13 protein-coding genes are annotated in these 20468 nt (G+C 37.1%); 2 read left to right on the top strand and 11 right to left on the bottom strand.

Annotation, left to right across the window (positions count from 1 at the left end; translation table 11 throughout):
- Window positions 1-10: 10 nt before the first annotated feature.
- From NI466_RS11790 to NI466_RS11770, 5 genes are all read right to left on the bottom strand, one after another.
- A complete protein-coding gene (locus NI466_RS11790) occupies window positions 11-790 on the bottom strand; it encodes an energy transducer TonB (RefSeq protein ID WP_253173686.1) in 780 nt (259 codons plus the stop codon).
- A complete protein-coding gene (gene tolR / locus NI466_RS11785; RefSeq protein ID WP_005104756.1) occupies window positions 787-1233 on the bottom strand; it encodes a protein TolR in 447 nt (148 codons plus the stop codon). Before tolR ends, NI466_RS11790 begins: the two co-directional genes overlap by 4 nt.
- Before the next feature lie 6 nt (window positions 1234-1239).
- Window positions 1240-1926, bottom strand: coding sequence for a protein TolQ (gene tolQ / locus NI466_RS11780; RefSeq protein WP_253173684.1), 687 nt, complete (start codon window positions 1924-1926; stop codon window positions 1240-1242).
- Window positions 1927-1998: 72 nt separating this feature from the next.
- Window positions 1999-3966, bottom strand: coding sequence for a phytase (locus NI466_RS11775; RefSeq protein ID WP_253173682.1), 1968 nt, complete (start codon window positions 3964-3966; stop codon window positions 1999-2001).
- A 58-nt stretch (window positions 3967-4024) separates the two neighbouring features.
- Window positions 4025-6484, bottom strand: coding sequence for a TonB-dependent receptor (locus tag NI466_RS11770; protein ID WP_253173680.1), 2460 nt, complete (start codon window positions 6482-6484; stop codon window positions 4025-4027).
- A gap of 357 nt (window positions 6485-6841) precedes the next feature.
- On the opposite strand from NI466_RS11770, the gene NI466_RS11765 reads away from it, so the two are divergent.
- Both NI466_RS11765 and NI466_RS11760 read left to right on the top strand, forming a co-directional pair.
- The gene (locus NI466_RS11765; protein ID WP_228127475.1) at window positions 6842-7729 is read left to right on the top strand and encodes a GGDEF domain-containing protein; all 888 of its coding nucleotides are present in this window, start codon (window positions 6842-6844) and stop codon (window positions 7727-7729) included.
- Entirely contained in the window at window positions 7726-8715 is a 990-nt protein-coding gene (locus tag NI466_RS11760) for a helix-turn-helix transcriptional regulator (RefSeq protein WP_004646179.1), read from the top strand. The genes NI466_RS11765 and NI466_RS11760 overlap by 4 nt, the downstream gene beginning before the upstream one ends.
- Window positions 8716-9056: 341 nt before the next feature.
- On the opposite strand, the gene NI466_RS11755 is transcribed toward NI466_RS11760, so the two are convergent.
- The 6 genes from NI466_RS11755 to NI466_RS11730 form a co-directional block, all read right to left on the bottom strand.
- Complete coding sequence (locus NI466_RS11755; protein ID WP_004646177.1) at window positions 9057-9284, bottom strand: hypothetical protein; 228 nt, start codon at window positions 9282-9284, stop codon at window positions 9057-9059.
- 117 nt (window positions 9285-9401) lie between these two features.
- On the bottom strand, window positions 9402-11516 hold the full coding sequence (gene ppk1 / locus NI466_RS11750) for a polyphosphate kinase 1 (protein ID WP_253173679.1): 2115 nt from the start codon (window positions 11514-11516) through the stop codon (window positions 9402-9404).
- A 1175-nt stretch (window positions 11517-12691) separates the two neighbouring features.
- Entirely contained in the window at window positions 12692-14494 is a 1803-nt protein-coding gene (locus NI466_RS11745; RefSeq protein WP_253173678.1) for a GmrSD restriction endonuclease domain-containing protein, read from the bottom strand.
- Between the two features lie 78 nt (window positions 14495-14572).
- Window positions 14573-17605 (bottom strand): type I restriction endonuclease subunit R, encoded by a 3033-nt coding sequence (locus NI466_RS11740; RefSeq protein WP_253173677.1) that lies wholly within the window; start codon window positions 17603-17605, stop codon window positions 14573-14575.
- A gap of 56 nt (window positions 17606-17661) precedes the next feature.
- A complete protein-coding gene (locus NI466_RS11735) occupies window positions 17662-18966 on the bottom strand; it encodes a restriction endonuclease subunit S domain-containing protein (RefSeq protein WP_253173676.1) in 1305 nt (434 codons plus the stop codon).
- An 11-nt stretch (window positions 18967-18977) separates the two neighbouring features.
- Complete coding sequence (locus NI466_RS11730) at window positions 18978-20357, bottom strand: HsdM family class I SAM-dependent methyltransferase (protein ID WP_354268455.1); 1380 nt, start codon at window positions 20355-20357, stop codon at window positions 18978-18980.
- Window positions 20358-20468: the final 111 nt, after the last annotated feature.

Raw genomic sequence — 20468 nt, 5'->3', positions numbered from 1 at the left:
TTAGTGGCCTTTATTCAATTCGATATTCAAAGGTATTTCTAATTTTAGGTACTTCAACAGCCTGACCATTAACAATATGTGGCTGGTATTTGAACTGACGAGCCGCATTGAGTGAAGGGCGAATGAACACAGGATCACAGTCAGATAAGGCCTTAGGGTTAATAACGTGCCCTTGGGTATTCACGCTATATTCGATAGTACAGTTCCCTTCAAGTTCATTTTCCAAAGCACGCATTGGATAATCAGGTTTAAGCTTTGAAATCGGTTTATAGTTTTTCTCATCAAAGGTTGGAGGCGTTTTAACCTTTTCAGTCGCTGCAGGCTTATTTACAGGTGTAGCGGTGTTTGTTGAGACATCAGACTGGATGGGTGTAGGGGTAATATTTTTAGGCTCTTCAGCAGTGGAAGATATTATAGAAGCTGAATCATTAGTTGATGTTTTTTTAACAACTGCTTTGTCTAGGTTACTTGGTGAAGGTTTGTTTTGATGTTGTGGCTTTGATGTCTGATTTGTTTTGACAGGTTCAGCCTGTTGAGGCGGTAAGGGCTGAACAGGGGTTGCTAAGGGTTGAGTCACTTTTGGTTCAGGTTGAGCGTGTTCAACTTGAGGTGAAGATACTGTAGTTTTGGGAAGCTGTACAAATTTAACCTGTACAGTTTTTGGCTCTACCTCTTTGATAGGACTATCAAAGTTCTGATTCAATAAACTGTAAATCACAGTTGCATGCAGTAGCGCAGTGATAGATAGAGCGACAGCAGAGCTAGAGTTGATCTGTGAGATACTGTTCACTGATCTTGCTCCTCAGTCACTAAGCCTAATTGCTCAACACCACTTTGTTGCAAAATACCAATCGTCTGAGCAACAAGTTCATAATTGGCAGTACTGTCAGCACGAATGAAAACTTGCAGGTCCTGAGGATTCTGTAACAATGGAGATAACTTCTCTTTCATTTCTGCCAAGTTGGTTGCCCGATCTGTCACTTGTTTTGTATCGACAGTTTCCCCAACATTCCAGTAGTATTGCCCTTCTTCCTGAATAGAAATAGTGATTACTTTCTGATCTTTAGGGGTGACCAATGTTTCTGCTTCTAGATTTGGTAAGTTCACTTTAATCCCCTGGGTGAGCATGGGTGCAGTGACCATAAAAATTACAAGCAGCACTAACATCACGTCGATATAAGGAACGACGTTCATTTCTGCGTTGAGCGCACGCTTTTTCTGACGTTTCTGCATCTGTTGTTAATTTCCTGCTTGTAAAAAACGTAGCATTCGAGTTTGTAACGCATTTCCGAAACTGTAGTAGCTATTAGAAATTTTTTCTGCACGTGTGCTTAGGCGGTTATAGGCAATCACAGCAGGAATAGCTGCAAATAAACCAATGGCTGTAGCAATCAAAGCTTCTGCAATACCAGGAGCTACAGCAGAAAGTGTTGCTTGCTCAAGTTGTGATAGACCAATAAAAGAATTCATGATGCCCCATACAGTTCCAAATAAACCGATATATGGGCTGACTGAACCAACTGTCGCTAGAAAGCTCAAGTGCTTTTCCAGTTTTTCTTCCTGTTCCGTGACACTGCTTAAAAGACGACGCTCAACTTGATCCGTTACCTCGACTGATGAAACCGAAGTTGTGGCATTTCTGAGGGCATTAAACTCATCTAGTCCAGCTTGGTAGATTTGTTCTAAACCACACATTTTTTGTTCAGATTCTTCTACCATGCTAAGAGGAAATTGTTGTTGGTGGAAATGCCCTAAGAAAACTTTATTTGCTAATGCTTCCTGACGCAGTTTGATCCCCTGCTTAATAATGACATACCAACTAATGACCGATGCGCACAATAATATCAGCATGACCATTTGAACAAGTAAACTGGCATGGCTAATCAGTTCCCATACTGAAAGCTGTGCCGTAGTTGGATTTGACATAAAAACCTCAATAAAATCATAATTTAATTCGAATATAGGTACAGCACGGTGCACTGTACCTGATGAAAAGTGTTATTCCAGGCCTAAGGCTTGAGCAATCTTTTCCCATGCTACATACTTATAGTTCTGATTCCCTTCTGGCATCCGCTTACGACCATCTTGAACAACCAACATACCTTGCTTCCAGACCCCACCCAGATTTGCTGAAGTCACTTCCAGCCCATCTGTTTCAGATACAGCATCAATCTCTGAGTTCAAATTGGCTGAAATTTTAAATTTTCCACGTATTTGATATGGTGCTTTAGCATCGACTACAACGTAACTATCATCTCCTTGACTAGAAATAACCAAATAATCGCGTACTTTCCCTTTATAGATTGCAAGTCCTTCAACATCTGCCTTTACATGTTCTCCAACGCTAATAACGTTTTGCAGATTGATATGCTGAGGATCATTGAGTTTTGTGGTCCAAACAGCTTTAGCCTCTTCTCCTACATAAATACGATCATTTTCATCATCGACCACACAACCTTCTGGCTGTGATGTGACTTTGAATCTGAGCACCTCATGTGCAGTTAGACCTTTAGCGTTATTTTGAATTTTGTACTGTACAAAGGTTCCATTTTTATCATTTGGAATGGCAAAGGTTTCACCTTGTCGATTCTGATACATACAGAATCCGTATATATCCTGTAGGTCTGTAGGAAGTTTTCCTAAATCCTTAACTTGTCCCGTTTTTTGATGAATACTAAACAGATGCAAGCTGTTTTGATCACGATTAGTAGCAATCGCTAGATCTACTTTCTGTTGCCCAAGTTTGAAATTAGGTCGAATATCAACATTATTCAGACGTCCTACTTTCAAGTATTGCAACTGTTTACCTTGCAAATCATAGACTGCAAGCCCACCCTGCTTATCTGTGCCCAATACACGTGATAGATTAGGGTTTGTTGGATTAATCCAGATTGCAGGATCATCTGCTGCATCTCCACTGTTAGGCACCAAATCAGTTTCGACATCTGCTGGTAGGGCTAATACAGTCTGCGTAGAAGGCAGTTTCTGAGTGGTCCAATCAAGATCCAACATTTTGATTTCACCGTCTACAAGCAGGAGTTGTTTTTGATCTTGATTACCTTTTAGGTGAATACGTTCTGCCTCATCCACATTTTGTAAAGTGACTGGCGGAAGCTTTTCCCAAGATGTTCCTTTTATGCTGTAGCGGTAAAGGATCGCTTTTGACTCATCTATTGCTGCTAGTGCATTATCTATTAAACTCAGTCCACTGATATTCCCAAGAATAGAGCCATGTGGATCGTTTAAATCAACGGGATATCGGATGAGGTCTGCTTCAGGGTCTGCCTCATAAGACCAAATTCCTACGTTTTCTTCATTAATATAGAACTTGGCATTATGGTCATCTACGACACAAAAACTACTATTAGGTGGCAAGCTCATTTTACGGATAAAACGAGGAGTAATTTGCGCTGAATCTTTGGACTGAATCATCCATTGCTCCCCAACCCCTTCTTCACCGATAAAGAAGCTATAAAGAGACTGATCAGAAGTAAGATATAGACAATTATCTTCAGTTTTAAACTTACGTACAGGGAGATAGGTAGGTTTTGCCCAGGTGCCTGCTTTAATATTAAAATTAAAAATTACAGGCTGCTGTATAGAGAGATCTGTAGTCTGAATAATGAGCTGATTATTAATTATTCGATAATCAATTTTACTAAAAGAACCAGGAATATGCTGTACACGTTGACGGTCTTTATTCCACAGGCTTAAACCTTCAATTTTACTAGAAGTAATCACCTGAGCATCTGAACCTATGATCTCGACCCAATGAGCATCCTCTACTTTAATAGGTAATTTAAAAACTTGATCAACTTGAAGAGCGGGCTGATCTAGTTCTGAAAGGATATGCTCAGATTGCAGAGAGCTGCTGATATGTTTTTGCTGAGTTGGACTAGTGGATACACAGCCAGATAAAGTCAAAAATGCTGCACAAAAAGCGCTCAATTTAAAAAGTGTTGTCATGAATTTTCTCGAAATAAAAAGCACCCAAAGCCAATCTGGCTTTGGGTGAGCTAAAGGCTTAGAAGTGTGTGAATTTCAGACCAACTTTATAGCTTGGACCGTATTCTTCATATTGAGCGTTATAATTACGGTTGCTGTTATAGTTGTAATACACTTCATCAGTAAGATTCTGAGCATTAAAGAACAGTTGCATATTTTTGTTAAAATTCACATGTCCACTAAAATCAAGAAATACTTGATCATCGGTATATAAATCTTTCTCAGGATCATCGACATCCGAAACTTCATTGAGATAACGTGATTTATAGTTGGCCGCAAGACGTAGGCCGAACAGATCATTTTCCCAACCAATCATGGCATTGCCTACAACTTTGGATTGGTGTGGAAAGTTAATGGTTCTGGTCATTAGTTCACCATCTACCATGCCATCAATATCTGCTTTAGCACGGCTGAAAGTACTATTTAAGCCAAAGATAAAGTTGTTCCATTTTTGGCTATAACCCAGTTCTACACCATAAATTTTAGCAGATGAGCCGTTTTTGAAAGTTAGTGCCTCATCAAAATTAGCCCAGTCCCCTGTACCTGCTACATTGGAGTTATAAATAAAGTGCTCAATATCTTTATAAAATGCATTCATGGAAATAATGCTGGCATCACCCAAGTATTTCTCTACACCTAAATCAAAATTTGAGGCTTCAAGTGGCTTGAGATTTGGATCACCAAACTCAGCTTCATCGCCATCAATGTAAATACCTGGTCGTGACTGTTCGAAGTTCGGACGTACCACGGTATTGGTCCATGCTGCTCTTAGAATGGCATCTGCACTTAACTGATATTTAAAATGTAAACTTGGTAACCAATGATCATAATCATTTTTGGTAGAAATATTGGTGGTTTCCCCATCTAGGATTCGATAGCCTTGAGTTTCAAAAGCAGTATCTTCATAGCGTAAACCCGCAATGACGCGTAAACGATCAAAATCAATTGTATTCATGAAATATGCCGCATGAATATCTTCGGAGCTTTTATAGTCATTAATTACGGATTCTTCATCATCAACCCAATCTTCTAGGTTCAATTGAGCCAGTTGATTATGGATTGGAGCACTAGACAACGTTGGGCCGAACTGTGCAAGTTCATAGTGACCATTTTGTCCAAAATGTGCAGGTAAAGTTTGTAAATCCTCTACTTTCCAGATATCTGTATTATTCGTTTTAGTTCGCTGACTGACTTTTGCACCAAATTTAAAAACAGAAGCATAATCTTTGATCAAATAGTCTCGGCTAAGATCAAACTTGGCATTTTTCTCTTTATCTTTGGCAGTACTTTTTTCCCATTCTACTTCATCAAGCTCATACTGTGCCGGATCATACAAGCTAGCATTACCTTTAACCACGGGGATACGTGTACTTGTGTACTCTACATCCTCAAACTCACCTGCAAACCCTGCTTCAGCAATCCCACCAGGATTCTTTTCTGATGCTTCACTGTAGCCCACTTGTGTTTCTAGTGTCCATTGGTCAAAACGATTTTTGCCACCTAGTACAAAAGATTTGATTTCCTGAGTTTCCTCACGTTCTTTTAAACTGCGAACTACCTCTGCATCACTTGGAGTATGCATTGCCAATGGGTCTGAAAACTCAACACCCATACCTTGACGCGTTTCATTGTCTTTAAAGCGGCTATACAATGTCCGTAAATAGTATTCACTGTTCTTATTTGGACGATAGTCAAAATTTAGTCCGGCACCAAGTCTCTCACGTTCAATATCATATTGACGCAGTTCAGTTTCTTCTAACAGGTGATCGTCCCATGCTCCACCTGTTTCAACGTTATCTGAGCCAAAAGTGCGCTCTTGCCAACTTAGTGCTGCCGCAATACCAAGATTGTCAGTACCCGAACCTAGACTAAACTTTTGACTGACCGCGCCTGAAACTTTAGGACTATACTCTTCACGTTTATCATCATAACCACCTTCAACCGCAGCAGTATAGAACAGACCGTCATGATCAAAAGCAGATAAACTCTCTACCTCAATTGTTCCACCAAGTGAATTTGCATCCATATCTGGGGTCAAAGTTTTAACAACAGTTAATGACTGTACAAGTTCTGCTGGCAATACATCTAGCGCAACTCCACGACGTCCTGCTTCTGGTGCTGGGACTAAGGTGCCGTTAATAGTGACGGTATTCAGATCAGCTCCTAAACCTCGCACAGTCACAAAACGACCTTCACCTTGGTCACGTTCTGTAGAAACACCAGGAATACGTTGTAGTGCTTCAGCAGCGTTGTCATCTGGCAGCTTCGCAATAGCATCGGCATGTACTACACTAGCTATAGAGTTTGATTTTCGTTGTTCTTTCAAGGCTTCATTAATACTTGCTGCTTGACCTACAACACGAACATATTCAGTTTTTGTTTCTGCAGCCATACTTTGACCAATAGCTGTTATACATAAAACTAAGGTAGTGACTTTAAAAGTGAAAGGTGTTTTTTTCTTACTGCGATGAGTGCTCATTTGTTATTTCCCCAAATAGCGCAACGGCTGTTTGTTGAGCACCTTAAATATGCATAATGACTGAATGATGACAGGAAAAAAATCTAAAAATCAGAGAATTAACTTTTTAGATCATTTTGAGCTAATTTGATGGGACTATATCTTTCATTGCTCAAGTAGACTGAACTAAGTGAATGTGAATTATAGAATTAAAAGGGAGTTAAGTAGATTTTTGATATTTATAGTGAGCTAATTTGAAAAGTGGAAGAAAATATATTTGCAATGAAACTGTCATAGAATGCTGATTAGCTTTATCAAAACAATAACCACACCCCTGCTATGTTAAAACCCTTTCTACACTATCCACGACACTTTTTATTGATTATCACTGTTGCTCTGATCTGCTTAGCTTCATTTATTTTTTTTGGTAGTTTCAAAACTCAAAATGAAATTCAGGTCATTGATATTCTTGGAGAGGGGCTGGCCTGTATACTCGTTTTATTATGGATTTATCTCATTCTTAAAAGTCGCCCGAGAGGATATGTGACGAGCTATTTTTACTGGGGTCTGGTATGTGTATTTTTAGCTTTATGGATGGATGTATTGGATGAATTTATATCAATACCCAAAACACTGATTTGGGATGATTTATTAGAATCTTTTACTACACCGATAGGCTTTGTTGTACTTACTGCAGCTATGATTAACTGGCACAAAGAACAATTGGTATTGTCCAAAAAGCTACAAACTAAAGAGCATGTATTTCGGGATCATCGTTTATTTGATGCAATTACCCCCTTGGCAGATGCTCAATACTTTAAACAACAATTACAATATGAAATAAGTCAGCAAAATAATTCAGAAAAAAGCATACATCTGATGATGATCAATCTAAAGAATTTAACTTTGATCAATAGACAATTTGGTTTTGAATCAGGTAATCAAGTGCTATCTATGATTGCTCAGACGATAAGTATGAACATAAGACCTTGTGACTTAGTTTGTCGTTTAGCAGGAGATAAGTTTATTTTGATGTTAATTGATTTGACAGAACTACAAGTCGAAATGATGGCTAGAGAATTACAAAAATGTATTCAGTCACAAATATTTTATACATCTGAAGATTTTCATAAATTTAAAATAGATTGCAGCTATAGCATTAGTCAAGTACATCAAGAAAATCCAGCTGTAGAAATTCAAAAACTATATAAACAAATCAAAAGTCAGCAGCATCGAAAGCTAAAAAATGTAAAGGTTTCGGTATGAGCTATCAAAACGATCAATTGATTTTACCCACATATCTGGCCCCTGCATTATTGATTGATTTGGCTGAGCAATACGGTGTAAATCCCAATATTATTTTAAAGGGAACGCCCGTTTTTCTTGAGAGTTTGATCACAGAGAATCATGCTGTAAGTTTAGAACAACTGATACAAATGATACGAAATATGCATGAGAGTATTACCCATCCGGAAGTTCAATTTCTGTTTGGGCAACGTTATATTGAAACTTTAACTCACCCTGCCTTAAATGCAATTGCCTACAGTCAGAATATAAAAGAAGCCGTACAACGCTATGTTGAATTTCATATATTCCTAACCCCATGGTGCATTCCCGTTGCATTTTATTCGGAAAAAAAGATCATTCTATTTTGGTTAAATAATCAGGAGATCCATGCTAATTATTTAGCAATTAGTGCTATGACCGCCCTTAGGGCTATTTTGATGAATAGCATGCAAGAGGAATTGAATATTACTTATAGTTTTGTGGGTGACGAGCCAAAATTTATCGAACAATTTTGGGAACATCTTGGAGATGACATTAAGTTTAACACCCTTGTCAATGCCATGCATATCGATATTTGTGAGAGCCAACAAAAACAGAGTTATCAAACTAGTGCAATGCGTCAAGCTTATTATCGACAAGCTAATTTGGTACAACAACAGTTAGGATTAGAACAGAGTTTTCTTCAAAAAGTTTATAATTTTCTTATTCGTAATATTCATCAAGTACCGAATCTTGAGGAATGTGCTGAATATTTTCAAATGAGTATTGCTAGTTTTAAAAGAAGATTACATAAACATCATACTAGTTATCAGCAACTATTAGACCAAGCTAGATTATTCACATCAATACAATTAAAAGAATTACATCATTATAGTGATGAGCAAATAGCAAACTATTTAAATATTAATGACATACATAATTTTAAAAGAGCATTTAAGCGTTGGAGTAGCCTAGTTACATTCTAAGTGAGCTACCTCTAGTGGGCTGGACTATCACCACCTTCCTAAAAAAACACCAAAATATCTCTCTTGTGATCATGGTCCCTTAATTATGGGTATTGATCTAAATGCCAAGGTTGAGCAGAGTCTAGAGCAAGGTAAATCAAGAGATGGCCGTTTGGGGTTATAGTCACTTCTACTACAGCCCCTTAAATAATTATATTTCTCTTTAAATGATGAACATAACTTTGAAATATAAAACTATTTATTTTGCTATAAAAAAACCACCAATAATGGCGGTTTTTTATCAATGACAACTTATGCGTCATGTGACGGTCACTTATCGTATTTTATAAGTTTGGTACTTCTTACTTTATTTTAAAATGATGTTTCTCAGGAATAAGTTTTATTTTTATCGATTTATAAAGTCGCTCTTCAGAATTTTCTGCTGATTTTGTCACTTTATCAGCAAATTTCTGATCAGACATAAGCATGGCATATGTTTTATAACCTATTTCAAGCGCTTGTGTTTTATTGCCTTCTTCTTCGAACTGTTCAATTAATTTGTTGATCTTTTTAACACTGATATCATTCATGTAATTGACTCATTCCCACTTGATTTTTACTTTAGGGTTGTATTGTTACAGTTTAGTTAAAATAAGTTTAAATCATTGCAAATGATTGTCATTTATACAATGACTTGAAATTTTTCGTTAAATAATTTGATTCATTAATTGTTGCTGGGCAATATGGACCGCCTGTCCATTGCCAGCCTGACATTGTATCCAGGTACCATCGGCTTGTAATTCCCATGCACGCCGATTATCTTGAAGATAATTCATTAAGCCCTCTTCCAGAATTTGTTTACGAAGTTTTTTATCTTCGATTGGGAAACAGGTCTCGATGCGAGAGAATAAATTACGCCCCATCCAATCTGCACTGGCGCAAAAAAGTTTACTTTCACCCTGATGGTAAAAATAATAAACCCGGGTATGTTCTAAAAAACGTCCCACAATTGAGCGGACTCGAATATTTTCAGAAAGTCCTTTCACTTGTGGGCGTAAGCAGCAAATTGAACGGATAATCAAATCGATTTGAACGCCCGCTTGAGACGCTCTATACAGAGCATCAATTAGTTGAGATTCAGTTAAGGCATTGATTTTAATAATAATCTGCGCTTTTTTGCCCGCTTTGCTATTTTCAGTTTCATTTCCAATGAGTTCAATCAATTGAGAATGCAGAGTAAATGGTGCATGAAAAAGTTTTTTCAATTTGACCATTTTCCCCATGCCTGTGAGCTCCTGGAAGACTTTATGGACATCTTCACAAATATCAGCATCACTGGTCAGTAGTCCATAATCAGTATAGATTTTGGCATTCATTGCATGATAGTTACCTGTGCCTAAATGAACATAACGTTTAATCTTGTCTACTTCACGACGCACGATCAGAATCATTTTGGCGTGGGTTTTATAACCAACGATCCCATATACAACAACCGCCCCAGCTTCTTGTAATAGATTGGCAACTTCGATATTTGACTCCTCATCAAAGCGAGCACGTAATTCAATCACTGCTGTGACTTCCTTACCATTTCGTGCTGCTTCAGCAAGGACTTGCACAATTTCAGAATCTACACCACTACGATAAAGGGTTTGTTTTATGGCTAACACATGTGGATCACGGGCTGCCTCTTTCAGTAGCTTAATGACCGGAGCAAAAGAGTGAAAAGGGTGAAAAGGGTGAAAAGGGTGAAAAGGGTGAAAAGGGTGATGTAATAAAACATCTTCGGTTTTTAATACCTCAAATATGGATTTTTTCCCATACAACACTTTCGGTAATTTTTGTACATGGGAAGGAAAACGTAACTCAGGCAAATTAAAGTTCGATATAAAGCGCGCCAGATTAAGCGGGCCATCAATACGATAGAGTTGCTCTTGCTTAAGATCAAATTGTCCAAGTAAATAATCAATAATATTTTCAGGGCAATTTTTAGTCACCTCAAGTCTTACAGCCCGACCAAAGCGTCGTGAGGATAGTTCATCTTTTAAGGCAATTGCTAAGTCTTCAACATCTTCTGAGATAGTTAAATCTGCATTACGTGTGACCCGAAATTGATAACATCCAGTGGTGGTCACCCCTGGAAATAATTCATGAAGATGTTGCTGAATAATGGCTGAAAGTAGAATGTAGTGTTCATCCTCACCAGAAATATTTTTAGGTAACTTCACTAATCTAGGTAATGATCGTGGTGCTGGAACAATCGCTAAATTAATTTTTCGTCCAAAGGCATCGTTGCCTTCCAAAGTGACAATAAAATTTAAGCTTTTATTGGCTAAACGAGGAAAAGGGTGTGCGGGGTCTAGACTGATAGGCGTGACCACAGGTTGAACTTCATGATGAAAATAATTTTTAATCCATTCTTTATGTTTTTCAAGGATGTCACCATACTGAATGAAATGAACGCCATGTCCTTGCAGTTGTGGTAAGAGATTATAATTAAGAATTTTATACTGTTCTTCGACAGCTTCGTGTGCAAGTTTGGAAATGGTGGTGACTATATCTGAGAGTAGTAAGTCATCTGGATGAGTTCTAGCATGATCTGAAAGTTCAATTTGTTGCATTAAACTGGCAACTCGTATTTGAAAAAATTCATCCAGATTACTTGAAAAAATAATTAAAAAATTGAGTCGTTCAAGTAAAGGATATTCAGTATCTTTCGCCTGTGCCAATACTCGCTTATGAAATTCAAGTAAGGAAAGGTCCCGATTAATATAAGTTTTTAATGTATGTATGGAAGAATTTGAAGGCACATTTAAAGCAGTCATTTATGGCTCTTATAAAGTTAGATTGCAGCGCTGAAGGAAGCTAATAAAAATTCTTTTAAAGCCTTTGAAAGAGGTTAATTAATTCTTCGTAAATAAAAAATGATTAATTCTGCAAGAAGGCTAAGAATTTAATTTTATTCAATTAAGTATTCTGTGACTGCTTCATGACATTTTTATGACATCGTATTGTATTGTTATTTCATGTGGGTAATATTTAGACTTTTATCTGAGTTTAGAAGAAAGGGACAACGTTAATTTAAACCGAGACAACTTGAGGGGCTTAATGAGAAAATTTCTAGAAAAGCGATTTCACTGAGACTGTTATTCATAGTGTCATCATGTATGAAAACTAAGCTATTTTGAATCTTAAACACTATTCAAAATCATTAGACCTCTTGTGAATGTATCGTTTTACCTATTTTTTGAATTAGCTAAAACCTTATAAAATATACCTTTTTTTGTTTAAATTTTGACTAACGCAAGAGTCTATTATGAATATATAAATGCCCCGCTTCTTAATGTCTTTATTTAGTCTTCATGATGTAAAAAAGGTTAATTGATATTTAACAAAAAAATAAATTATTTTTTCATCATATTGAAATAATTTGATTTTATATTTAGGTGAAAATAATTATTGATACACTATAAATTGATCTGTTTAATTTGGGAGAGTTAAACAGATTTTTTTCTTGAAAAAAATTATTTCTCTCCTAGCCGAAATTCTTCCGGCACTAACAGCCCCTTCAAGTTATTGAGCGGGTTTTTTCTTTTCTTGAATCGTACCGGGTTTGTCGGAGCCTTTTGTATTTCATTAGCTTATATTAAAACCTGCGCGCCAACTTTTAATAATTGAAATTTCTCAGCTGTATAGGTGCATAAAGATCATTAAAAAATAAGCTAAAGCATCTTCTCGGATTCACAACTCACCTTAGGAATATCCATCATCTAACAAACTGAATATCTTAAGGACTTTTTTTAATTGTATTTCTCTTAATAAAAGTCAATAAGTTGATAAGAGCAAGATTGAGATGGTGACAAAACAACTCATATTTAAAATTTAATTTAAACATGAAGTTAAAACAATATTACCCACCATCTATTACCCATATTTACCCATCAACCTCAGAAAGAGAATAGGCTGTGCATGAAGCACAGCCTGTAACCATCTATAAGAATTATAGACCTTTATAGAATTCCTTAATTTTTTGTGCCATGAGCTTACGACGCTCATTCAAAAATTCAGTATATTGATCAGCATCTAACTGGTTTAAATTACGTGGTATGCAATGAGTCTGTAAATTCAGGTCTAAACCTTCAATACTTTTCAGAGAAGTTATTTCATTCTTATCCAACTTAATATCATTTTGGATTTTTTCCATATACACTTTTGGAGAAGCGTTTCCTAGTTTAATATTGATTGCTTGCTCTGTATAAACATAATTAGCTACTTGATTATATTCACTTTTCTTAAACCCATTTTTAGCTAAATAGTCTTTTGGAAAAACGTGATGTACATCCCCTCTTTGCTCTATTAAGCTTCGTACAGTTAAACTACCAGACAGGAAGCATTGCTCATTTGATTTGCATTGTGCTGCTAGATAACACAAGTATGCATTATTAACAGTACTTGAAGAATCCAGCTCATTTACCAAACGGTAATTCCAGAACCCATCATCTAAATCTGCTTGCTCGATTTGAGCTAAGTACCCTTCAATACCTTTTTCTAAGATTTGTTTACTATCACGCTCAATCGCTGATTCTGAAGATCCAGAATAACGCCCTGTCAGTAATGAAACTACATACCAGCGTTTTACAAGATTTTGAATTTGTGGCTCAGGCATTTTTGATGCTCTAAGCTGCAAATAAAGCGCATAAGCAAAATTCAAGCTAGTCTTTGAGCTAATAAGTTTTTTGTCAATAAATCCCGCTGATTGGATGATCGTTAGAAAACGTTGGTAATTTGTCTGGTTGAAGAAGTCTTCTAAACCTTGACGTAACTTGTGATAACTTTCTTCAGCAATACTTTGTATATTACGTCTATTTTCAAAATCGCGGCCAGAAAGTAACGCCACAAGATCACTAAATTTTCCACGATTAAATTGGCACGTGTATGCCACACGTAAAACATCTATATAGTTAGGTTGATACAAATCATCTTTGATATCAGCTATCCAACTAATTTTTTTATAGTCCTCCGTATCTGCAAAATTTTTATCATTTTGTTTAATGATTTTATTAAAACTACCATCTTTCAAAAGATGGCAAAAGTAATCAATCATTTTACGTAATCGATTTCCACCAAATTGCTCATCTGATGCAATCTTTGACATAACAAAGTCTGCATTACTGAGTACTACACCCTTTTGATTGATTCGTATAAAAATTTCAGTAACCGTGTCAATATCCAGAGATGAATCTAATTCAATGATACCAATTTGACGATTTTTGATTGCTTTTAACTGCTCAAGCTTATCTTCAATGAAATCTTCATTTGCATCTGGATTCAATCCCATATATGCACGCCTAGCCTGAGATATTGATATATCGCCATTTAAAATTGGGGCGATATTATTGACCCAGATTGGATTACGCTCGATAGCTGTGTTACATACTTCAAATAAGGGCTCATCATCTTTAGCAGTTGGGTTATACGCTATTCGAATATTAATTTCTTTATAGTCCTTATCTAACACCAACTGCCCAACAACAGCAGCAGTCAATGCAGTAATACGTTGCTGTCCATCAATAAGTACCTTTTTTCCTGCGGATAAGGTTCCATCTTTAAGGCGAATATCCGGGTTACGCCATGTGATGATATAGCCGACAGGATAACCTTTATATAGCGAATCCATTAGATCCCGCACTTTACTACTCGACCAAACGAAAGGTCGCTGGATTTCAGGAATTGCGATTTCACCTGATTTTATCCAAGAGAGTAATGTATCAATTGGATGCTGATGTACTGAATATTTCGCCATTAAGACGCCCCTCAAAATATCTAAAACCAACAAAAAAAGGTCATTGGGTACTGATACCCAATGACCAAATTTAGAAAATCAAACTTCTTCCGTATCAACCAAGTTTTCCAAGGTTTGGCTAAACGTATCCTGGAAAGCAGGATCTTTTCGATATAGGTTATACAGATCAACCATATTTTTACGCTGAACCACCATAATTTCATCTAGCATTTTTTTGAAAGCAAGTGAACGAGTATGGGGATCTAAATTCTCTTTATACTTTTTAGTGAAGTGCTGATGCTCTTGCAGACGCTTCACTAGGTCAATAATAATGACACGCTGATCATTAGATGTTGCACTCCAACCCTGAAACCACTTTTCATTGAACTTTGAAATAATTGTATCTAAAGTTTCATCATCGTTTTGTTCGCTGGGATTACGAGGATTTGGGTTTTGTGGATCTACAATCGTTTCTTCAGCATCTAAGGAAATGGCTTTATTGATATGCTCACGCTTTAATGCATAGGTACTTAAATCGACCGATTCTAGAAGATCGTCAATACCATTGAGACGTCCATCTTGTACATTCAATTTAGGAACTAAGAATTTCAGGAACCAATAAAGTTGCTCCCATTCCACTTTATTGAACTGAATAATCGACGATACTTGCGCATAGATTTTAACGAATTGCTTGGCCTTTACTTTAAAATCGACTCGCTGTTCATGTCCCCATACAGATGTGTCTGCATCAAAACGCTCTACTGCTGTATCAATGATAGGGCTTAAGTCACTGCCAGAAGCGCTACTAAAGAATAGCTCATTAAATTTCACAATCTCATGCAACTCATATACACCGCTGTCGTCCAATGATGTTTTGACATCATTCAGTACATTCACATCTGTTGCACTTGATAATGATGTAGAGGTATAGAAATCATCAAATGCTGCTTTAATGTCAGCAATATCATTATAGAAGTCTAAAATAAACAGATCTTCCGTGCGCTTATTATATTTCGGTGCAGCTCGGTTCAATCGAGATAGGGCCTGCACACACTGTACACCTGTCATTTTTTTATCAATGTACATGGTCGTCAGCTTTGGCTGATCGAAGCCTGTTAAATATTTATTCGCTACCACTAAGATGCGGTTTTCATCTAAATCAAAATGGTCTTTGGTTTTAGATTCACTAAATCCATTTAACGATTCTTCAGTATAGGTTTGGCCATCAACCTCTTTTTCGCCCGAGAAAGCGATCATAATGTTGAAAGGATTGCCTTTTTGCTCTAAAAGCTTTTTGATTGACAGATAGTATCGAATCGCAGATTCAATACTTTGTGTTGCGACCATTGCTTTAGCAATACCCTTCAATTTCTTTTTATTCACCACATTATCAATGAAATGTTCCAGCATAATACTGGCTTTGGCTTCAATAGATTGCTGTGATGCCTCAACATAGGCTTTTAAAATACGCTGGGCTTTCTTTGACTCAAATAATGGATTGTCTTCAATCGATTTTTGAATTTCATAGAAGCTTTTATAGGTCGTGTAATTCGCCAGTACATCAAGAATAAAGCCTTCTTCAATTGCCTGCTTCATACTGTAAAGATGGAATGGCTCATATTTACCCGTCATGACATCTAGCTTACCGAACTTCTCTAAGGTGCTGTTCTTTGGTGTTGCCGTAAATGCGAAGTAAGAAACATTCTCTCGCTTTTTACGCGAGTCCATCATTGCAACCAGCATATCCTGAACATCATCAGCATTTTTTAGAGCCTCATTACCCATGGCTCGGTTCATGCTGTTATGCGCTTCACCCGACTGTGAGCTATGCGCTTCATCAATAATAATGGCAAAGTTTTTATGGCTTAAATCGGTCACACTTTCCCAAATCATTCGGAATTTTTGAATGGTGGTAATGATGATCTTTTTACCTGCTTCTAAGGCACGTTTCAGCTCTGCACTGTTATGTGCATGGGCAATAATATTTTTCACTTCTGAGAAGTCTTTAATATTGTCCCGAATTTGTTTATCCAAGATCTTACGGTCTGTCACCACAATCACAGAATCAAAAAGTGGCTGATGCATGGCACGACTCGCTGCCGCTGCTGCATTGTCTGGGTAGGCTTCAATCAACTGAAATGCAGCCCAGGTAATCGAGTTTGATTTACCAGAGCCTGCTGAGTGCTGAATCAAATAAGGCTTGCCAACGCCATGCTCTGAAACATGGCTAATTAATTTTCGTACTACATCAAGCTGATGATAGCGTGGAAAAAACAGGGTTCTTTTGCTGAGTTGATCTTTATCTGTACCATCTAAACGTACAAAGTGCTGAACAATATTCACCAGACTTTCTTTAACAAAGATCTCTTCCCAAAGGTATGCTGTTTTGTAGCCCTTTGGATTCACTGGATTGCCCTGGCCACCTGACTTTATGCCTTTGTTAAATGGCAAGAAATTGGTCTTTTTCCCTTCCAGTTTGGTGGTCATGTAGGCTTCATCAGTATCGACAGCAAAATGAACCAGACAACGTGCAGGGCTTAACAGTGGCTGCGTTTCATCTCGGTCTTCTCGGTATTGTTTTTGCCCATGATACCGTGCTGTTTGGTTTGTCCACGCGTTTTTAAGTTCCATCGTCACCAATGGCAAACCATTGAGGAAAATAACCATATCAATTTCTTCACGACGGTTTTTCAGTGAATACTGAACTTGTCGTGTCACGCTAAAGATATTAGACGCAAAATTTTGTTTGACCGATTGGCTACTGCTTGCCAATGGGCATGGGTACATAAAATGAAAATGTTGTTCATCGAGTGCCATGCCTTTTTTTAGCATATAGGCGATGCCATGCTTTTTAATGAGCTTGTCAAAACGCCCTAGAATTTTTTGTTTCCAGTCGTTTTTGTTATAGGCTTTGTAGGCATCTAAGCTATCTTTTTGGGTGCTTTCTAAAAATTGAAAAAACATTTTTTCATCAATAGCATAGTCTGCATTAAAGTCGGATACTTGCCCGATAACATAGCCCAAACCCGAGTGGGTTTGAGCGATGCCTTGAGCAAGGTCTTCTTTACAGATACCGACCAATGCACGTTCGATATTTTTTTCTAAAGCCAATTCGTTTAAATTTTTGTTCACAGTTACCCCTCTTACATGCATTGGTAATTCATTTTTTTTAAAAGCTAAATAAAGAATTAAGCCACTTTAATTTTGCCTGTAACAGCATCATTAATCAGGGTAGTTTTATATTCTTTTAGCTTTTCGATTTGATCTTTAATATTTCCTATTAAATAACTAAATTTTCTTGTTTCATTTTCAATATACTCAGTTATTAAAGTTTGTTCTTTTGAACAAGGCATACATAAGTAGCTATTTTGAATTGTATTTAAATACACTCCTGGTTGTGCTGAAAAACCAGCATTAGCCCATAAGAAATTCTGATATTTCGGACTTCTAATAAATGATAAAAGAAAATTAGGATTCAATACACTTGGTTGAGTTCTTAAAGTTGCCAAACTACGTTGAGTAACAATTTCTTCCTCAAGATCCTTTACTATTGCAGCCTTACCTAAAGTACCACCAACAATTGCTAATTGAATGTCATCATTACGAATCAAAAATTTTGAACTAATTTCTTTGAAATGTTTTTGAGAAACACAACTATCATCCTCTCTAAAAACAAATTCATTATTTATAATATTCCTTACACTTAACAACCTATATCCTTGTTCAACTCGTGGATATGATCCATGTGTACCATCATAGATAAATTGACAAGCTCTTTTAAACTTTAAAACCTTCCAATGCGCAGGAATCTGCCCAATCCACTCCACACCCGAATCTTTCATCGCAACATTTGGATTTAAACCTTGGCTTACGGCTTTTTGAATCACAATTTGCTTACGTTCATTGAGTAAAGCAATTTGCTGTTCTTTAATGGCAATCGCTTGGTCGATTTCAGATGTTTTTTGATTTAAAAACTCGACAATCTGATTTTGATCTTCCAAAGCAGGAAAAGGTAATAGAAGTTCTGCAAAATCAGAAAATCTAAAATCTGTAGAACGCTCACGAATTCCTTTAGCCAATGATTCAATAAAACCTGCTAAAGCTAAGTTTCTAAGATAATAGGAGTAATAATAGACATTTACTCTATTTTTAATTCGAGGAATGCAAGCTGAATAAACAGGCGTAGATTTTCCATCTGAATCAGAAACCCCTATTGCTCCTGCAAAAGCATCCATGGCATGAATAACTAAGTCACCCTTACGGATACCTTGATATCCATGTTCTTTTAAAGCATTTGTAAATCCCTCTGTACGTCTATTTGAGCGTAAAGTTACCTCTCCATCTCTGAAGCAAGTAACAATTTTATCTTCCTTACGTACAGGTCTCTCAGCTCTTGAAAAAATCCATTTAGCTTTTTCTATAGGCCAACCACTTGGAATTTGACCAATCCACTGGACACTGGAATCTTTATAAGCATCATATTTATCGAACATCACGCTTCTCCTTAAAGACCCAAAATCTGCGCAATTAAACCATCTGCTTGTTTTTCAAGATTTAAAATATCCTGAGCCACATCTTCAAGCGAACGCAACGGCTTATGTTGGTAGAAATACTTATTAAAACTGATCTCATAACCAATTTTCACAGAATCCAAATTAATCCATGCCTCATCAACATGCGGTTTTACTTCATCTAAAAAGTATTGGGGAATACGCTGATTTAACGGCACAGACTCACTGTCACGAATATCAGCATTGCTTTCATAAGTGATGTATTCACCTTTTTTGCCTGTTGCAAAATAACCAAAGTCAGCTAAATCAGCCTCTTCACAGCCTAAATATTCAAGTAGCTCAGCTAACTTCTCGCCATTCAGTTTCACCACTTTTTTCAGAACTTTCACAGCCGTTTCGTCATACCAACTGACCGCATTTAAAATGCTATTCTTTTCAGAAGCAGACAGCTTTAGACCAAGGGCTTTAATGGCTTTATCCACGTTATCTTTAAACACATTAAAGTCATTGGATTCAGCTTCACCCACTTGCGCCATAATTGCTTGAGCAGACTCAAACAAGGTCTTAAGCGATATCCAATGCTTAATATCAAACAGCTTCACTTTTGCCTTGGTATTTAAGCTAATCTCTTGCTTCTCACACCAATCTACAACGTCTTTTTCTACTTCTTTGAGCTTACCTGCTTGGTACAGCGCATCACCATATTCAGCAAACATATATTCCATTGGTTCAAGCAAAGATTTATCAAAACGTAATGGCTGTAAACGCGCTAGGCTAAACTGTGCTTTACGACGGTCCGGACGTTCGATGTTGACTTTGTAATAACCAAAGTCTTCATTCTTAAAGACCTTAGACGCCAAACCGATTGGGCCATTCCTCGCAGTCAGGCTACGCTCAACATCAAGACCATTCAAATACACATCTAAGATTTCAGTAATATGCTCAGGGGCAAATTCACAGTTTTTTTGTCCTAAGTTTTTACGCAACTTACGGTAGAGCAAACTAGCATCAATCAGTTGAACTTTGCCTTTACGTGATTCAGGCTTGTTATTAGATAACAACCAAATATACGTGGTAATACCCGTGTTGTAGAACAAGTTGTTTGGCAATTGAATAATGGCATTCAACAAATCATTTTCGATGATATAACGACGAATGTTGGATTCACCGCCACCTGCATCACCTGTAAATAAGCTTGAACCATTGTGGACAGAAGCAATACGGCTACCGATTGGGCTAACATCGGTCGATTTCATCTTGCTGACCATTTCCATCAAGAACAGAAGCTGACCATCGCTTGAGCGTGGCGTTGCATCTTCTTCTTTTAGCTCGCCCCAATAGTTTTTAAGCTCGACTCTAAAACGTGGGTCGATAACTTTTTTATCTTCTACAATAGATCTCTTGCGAAAGTTAATTCAAGAGCATCCAATTCACCATTCCAACAATTAAATTCATTCTTAGACCAAATCGTTTCCGTCTATTTC

Origin of the sequence: Acinetobacter lwoffii (assembly GCF_024129595.1) — a bacterium.
GTDB classification, from domain to species: Bacteria; Pseudomonadota; Gammaproteobacteria; order Pseudomonadales; family Moraxellaceae; genus Acinetobacter; species Acinetobacter lwoffii_O.
This window is presented reverse-complemented; position numbering and strand designations above follow the sequence as displayed.

Excerpts from the sequence above, each read along its gene's own strand:
- NI466_RS11745 (WP_253173678.1), bottom strand. The coding sequence starts at position 14,494 with ATGGCGAAATATTCAGTACATCAGCATCCAATTGATACATTACTCTCT.
- NI466_RS11735 (WP_253173676.1), bottom strand. The coding sequence starts at position 18,966 with ATGTTCGATAAATATGATGCTTATAAAGATTCCAGTGTCCAGTGGATT.
- tolR (WP_005104756.1), bottom strand. The coding sequence starts at position 1,233 with ATGCAGAAACGTCAGAAAAAGCGTGCGCTCAACGCAGAAATGAACGTC.
- NI466_RS11775 (WP_253173682.1), bottom strand. The coding sequence starts at position 3,966 with ATGACAACACTTTTTAAATTGAGCGCTTTTTGTGCAGCATTTTTGACT.
- NI466_RS11755 (WP_004646177.1), bottom strand. The coding sequence starts at position 9,284 with ATGAATGATATCAGTGTTAAAAAGATCAACAAATTAATTGAACAGTTC.
- ppk1 (WP_253173679.1), bottom strand. The coding sequence starts at position 11,516 with ATGACTGCTTTAAATGTGCCTTCAAATTCTTCCATACATACATTAAAA.
- tolQ (WP_253173684.1), bottom strand. The coding sequence starts at position 1,926 with ATGTCAAATCCAACTACGGCACAGCTTTCAGTATGGGAACTGATTAGC.
- NI466_RS11760 (WP_004646179.1), top strand. The coding sequence starts at position 7,726 with ATGAGCTATCAAAACGATCAATTGATTTTACCCACATATCTGGCCCCT.
- NI466_RS11770 (WP_253173680.1), bottom strand. The coding sequence starts at position 6,484 with ATGAGCACTCATCGCAGTAAGAAAAAAACACCTTTCACTTTTAAAGTC.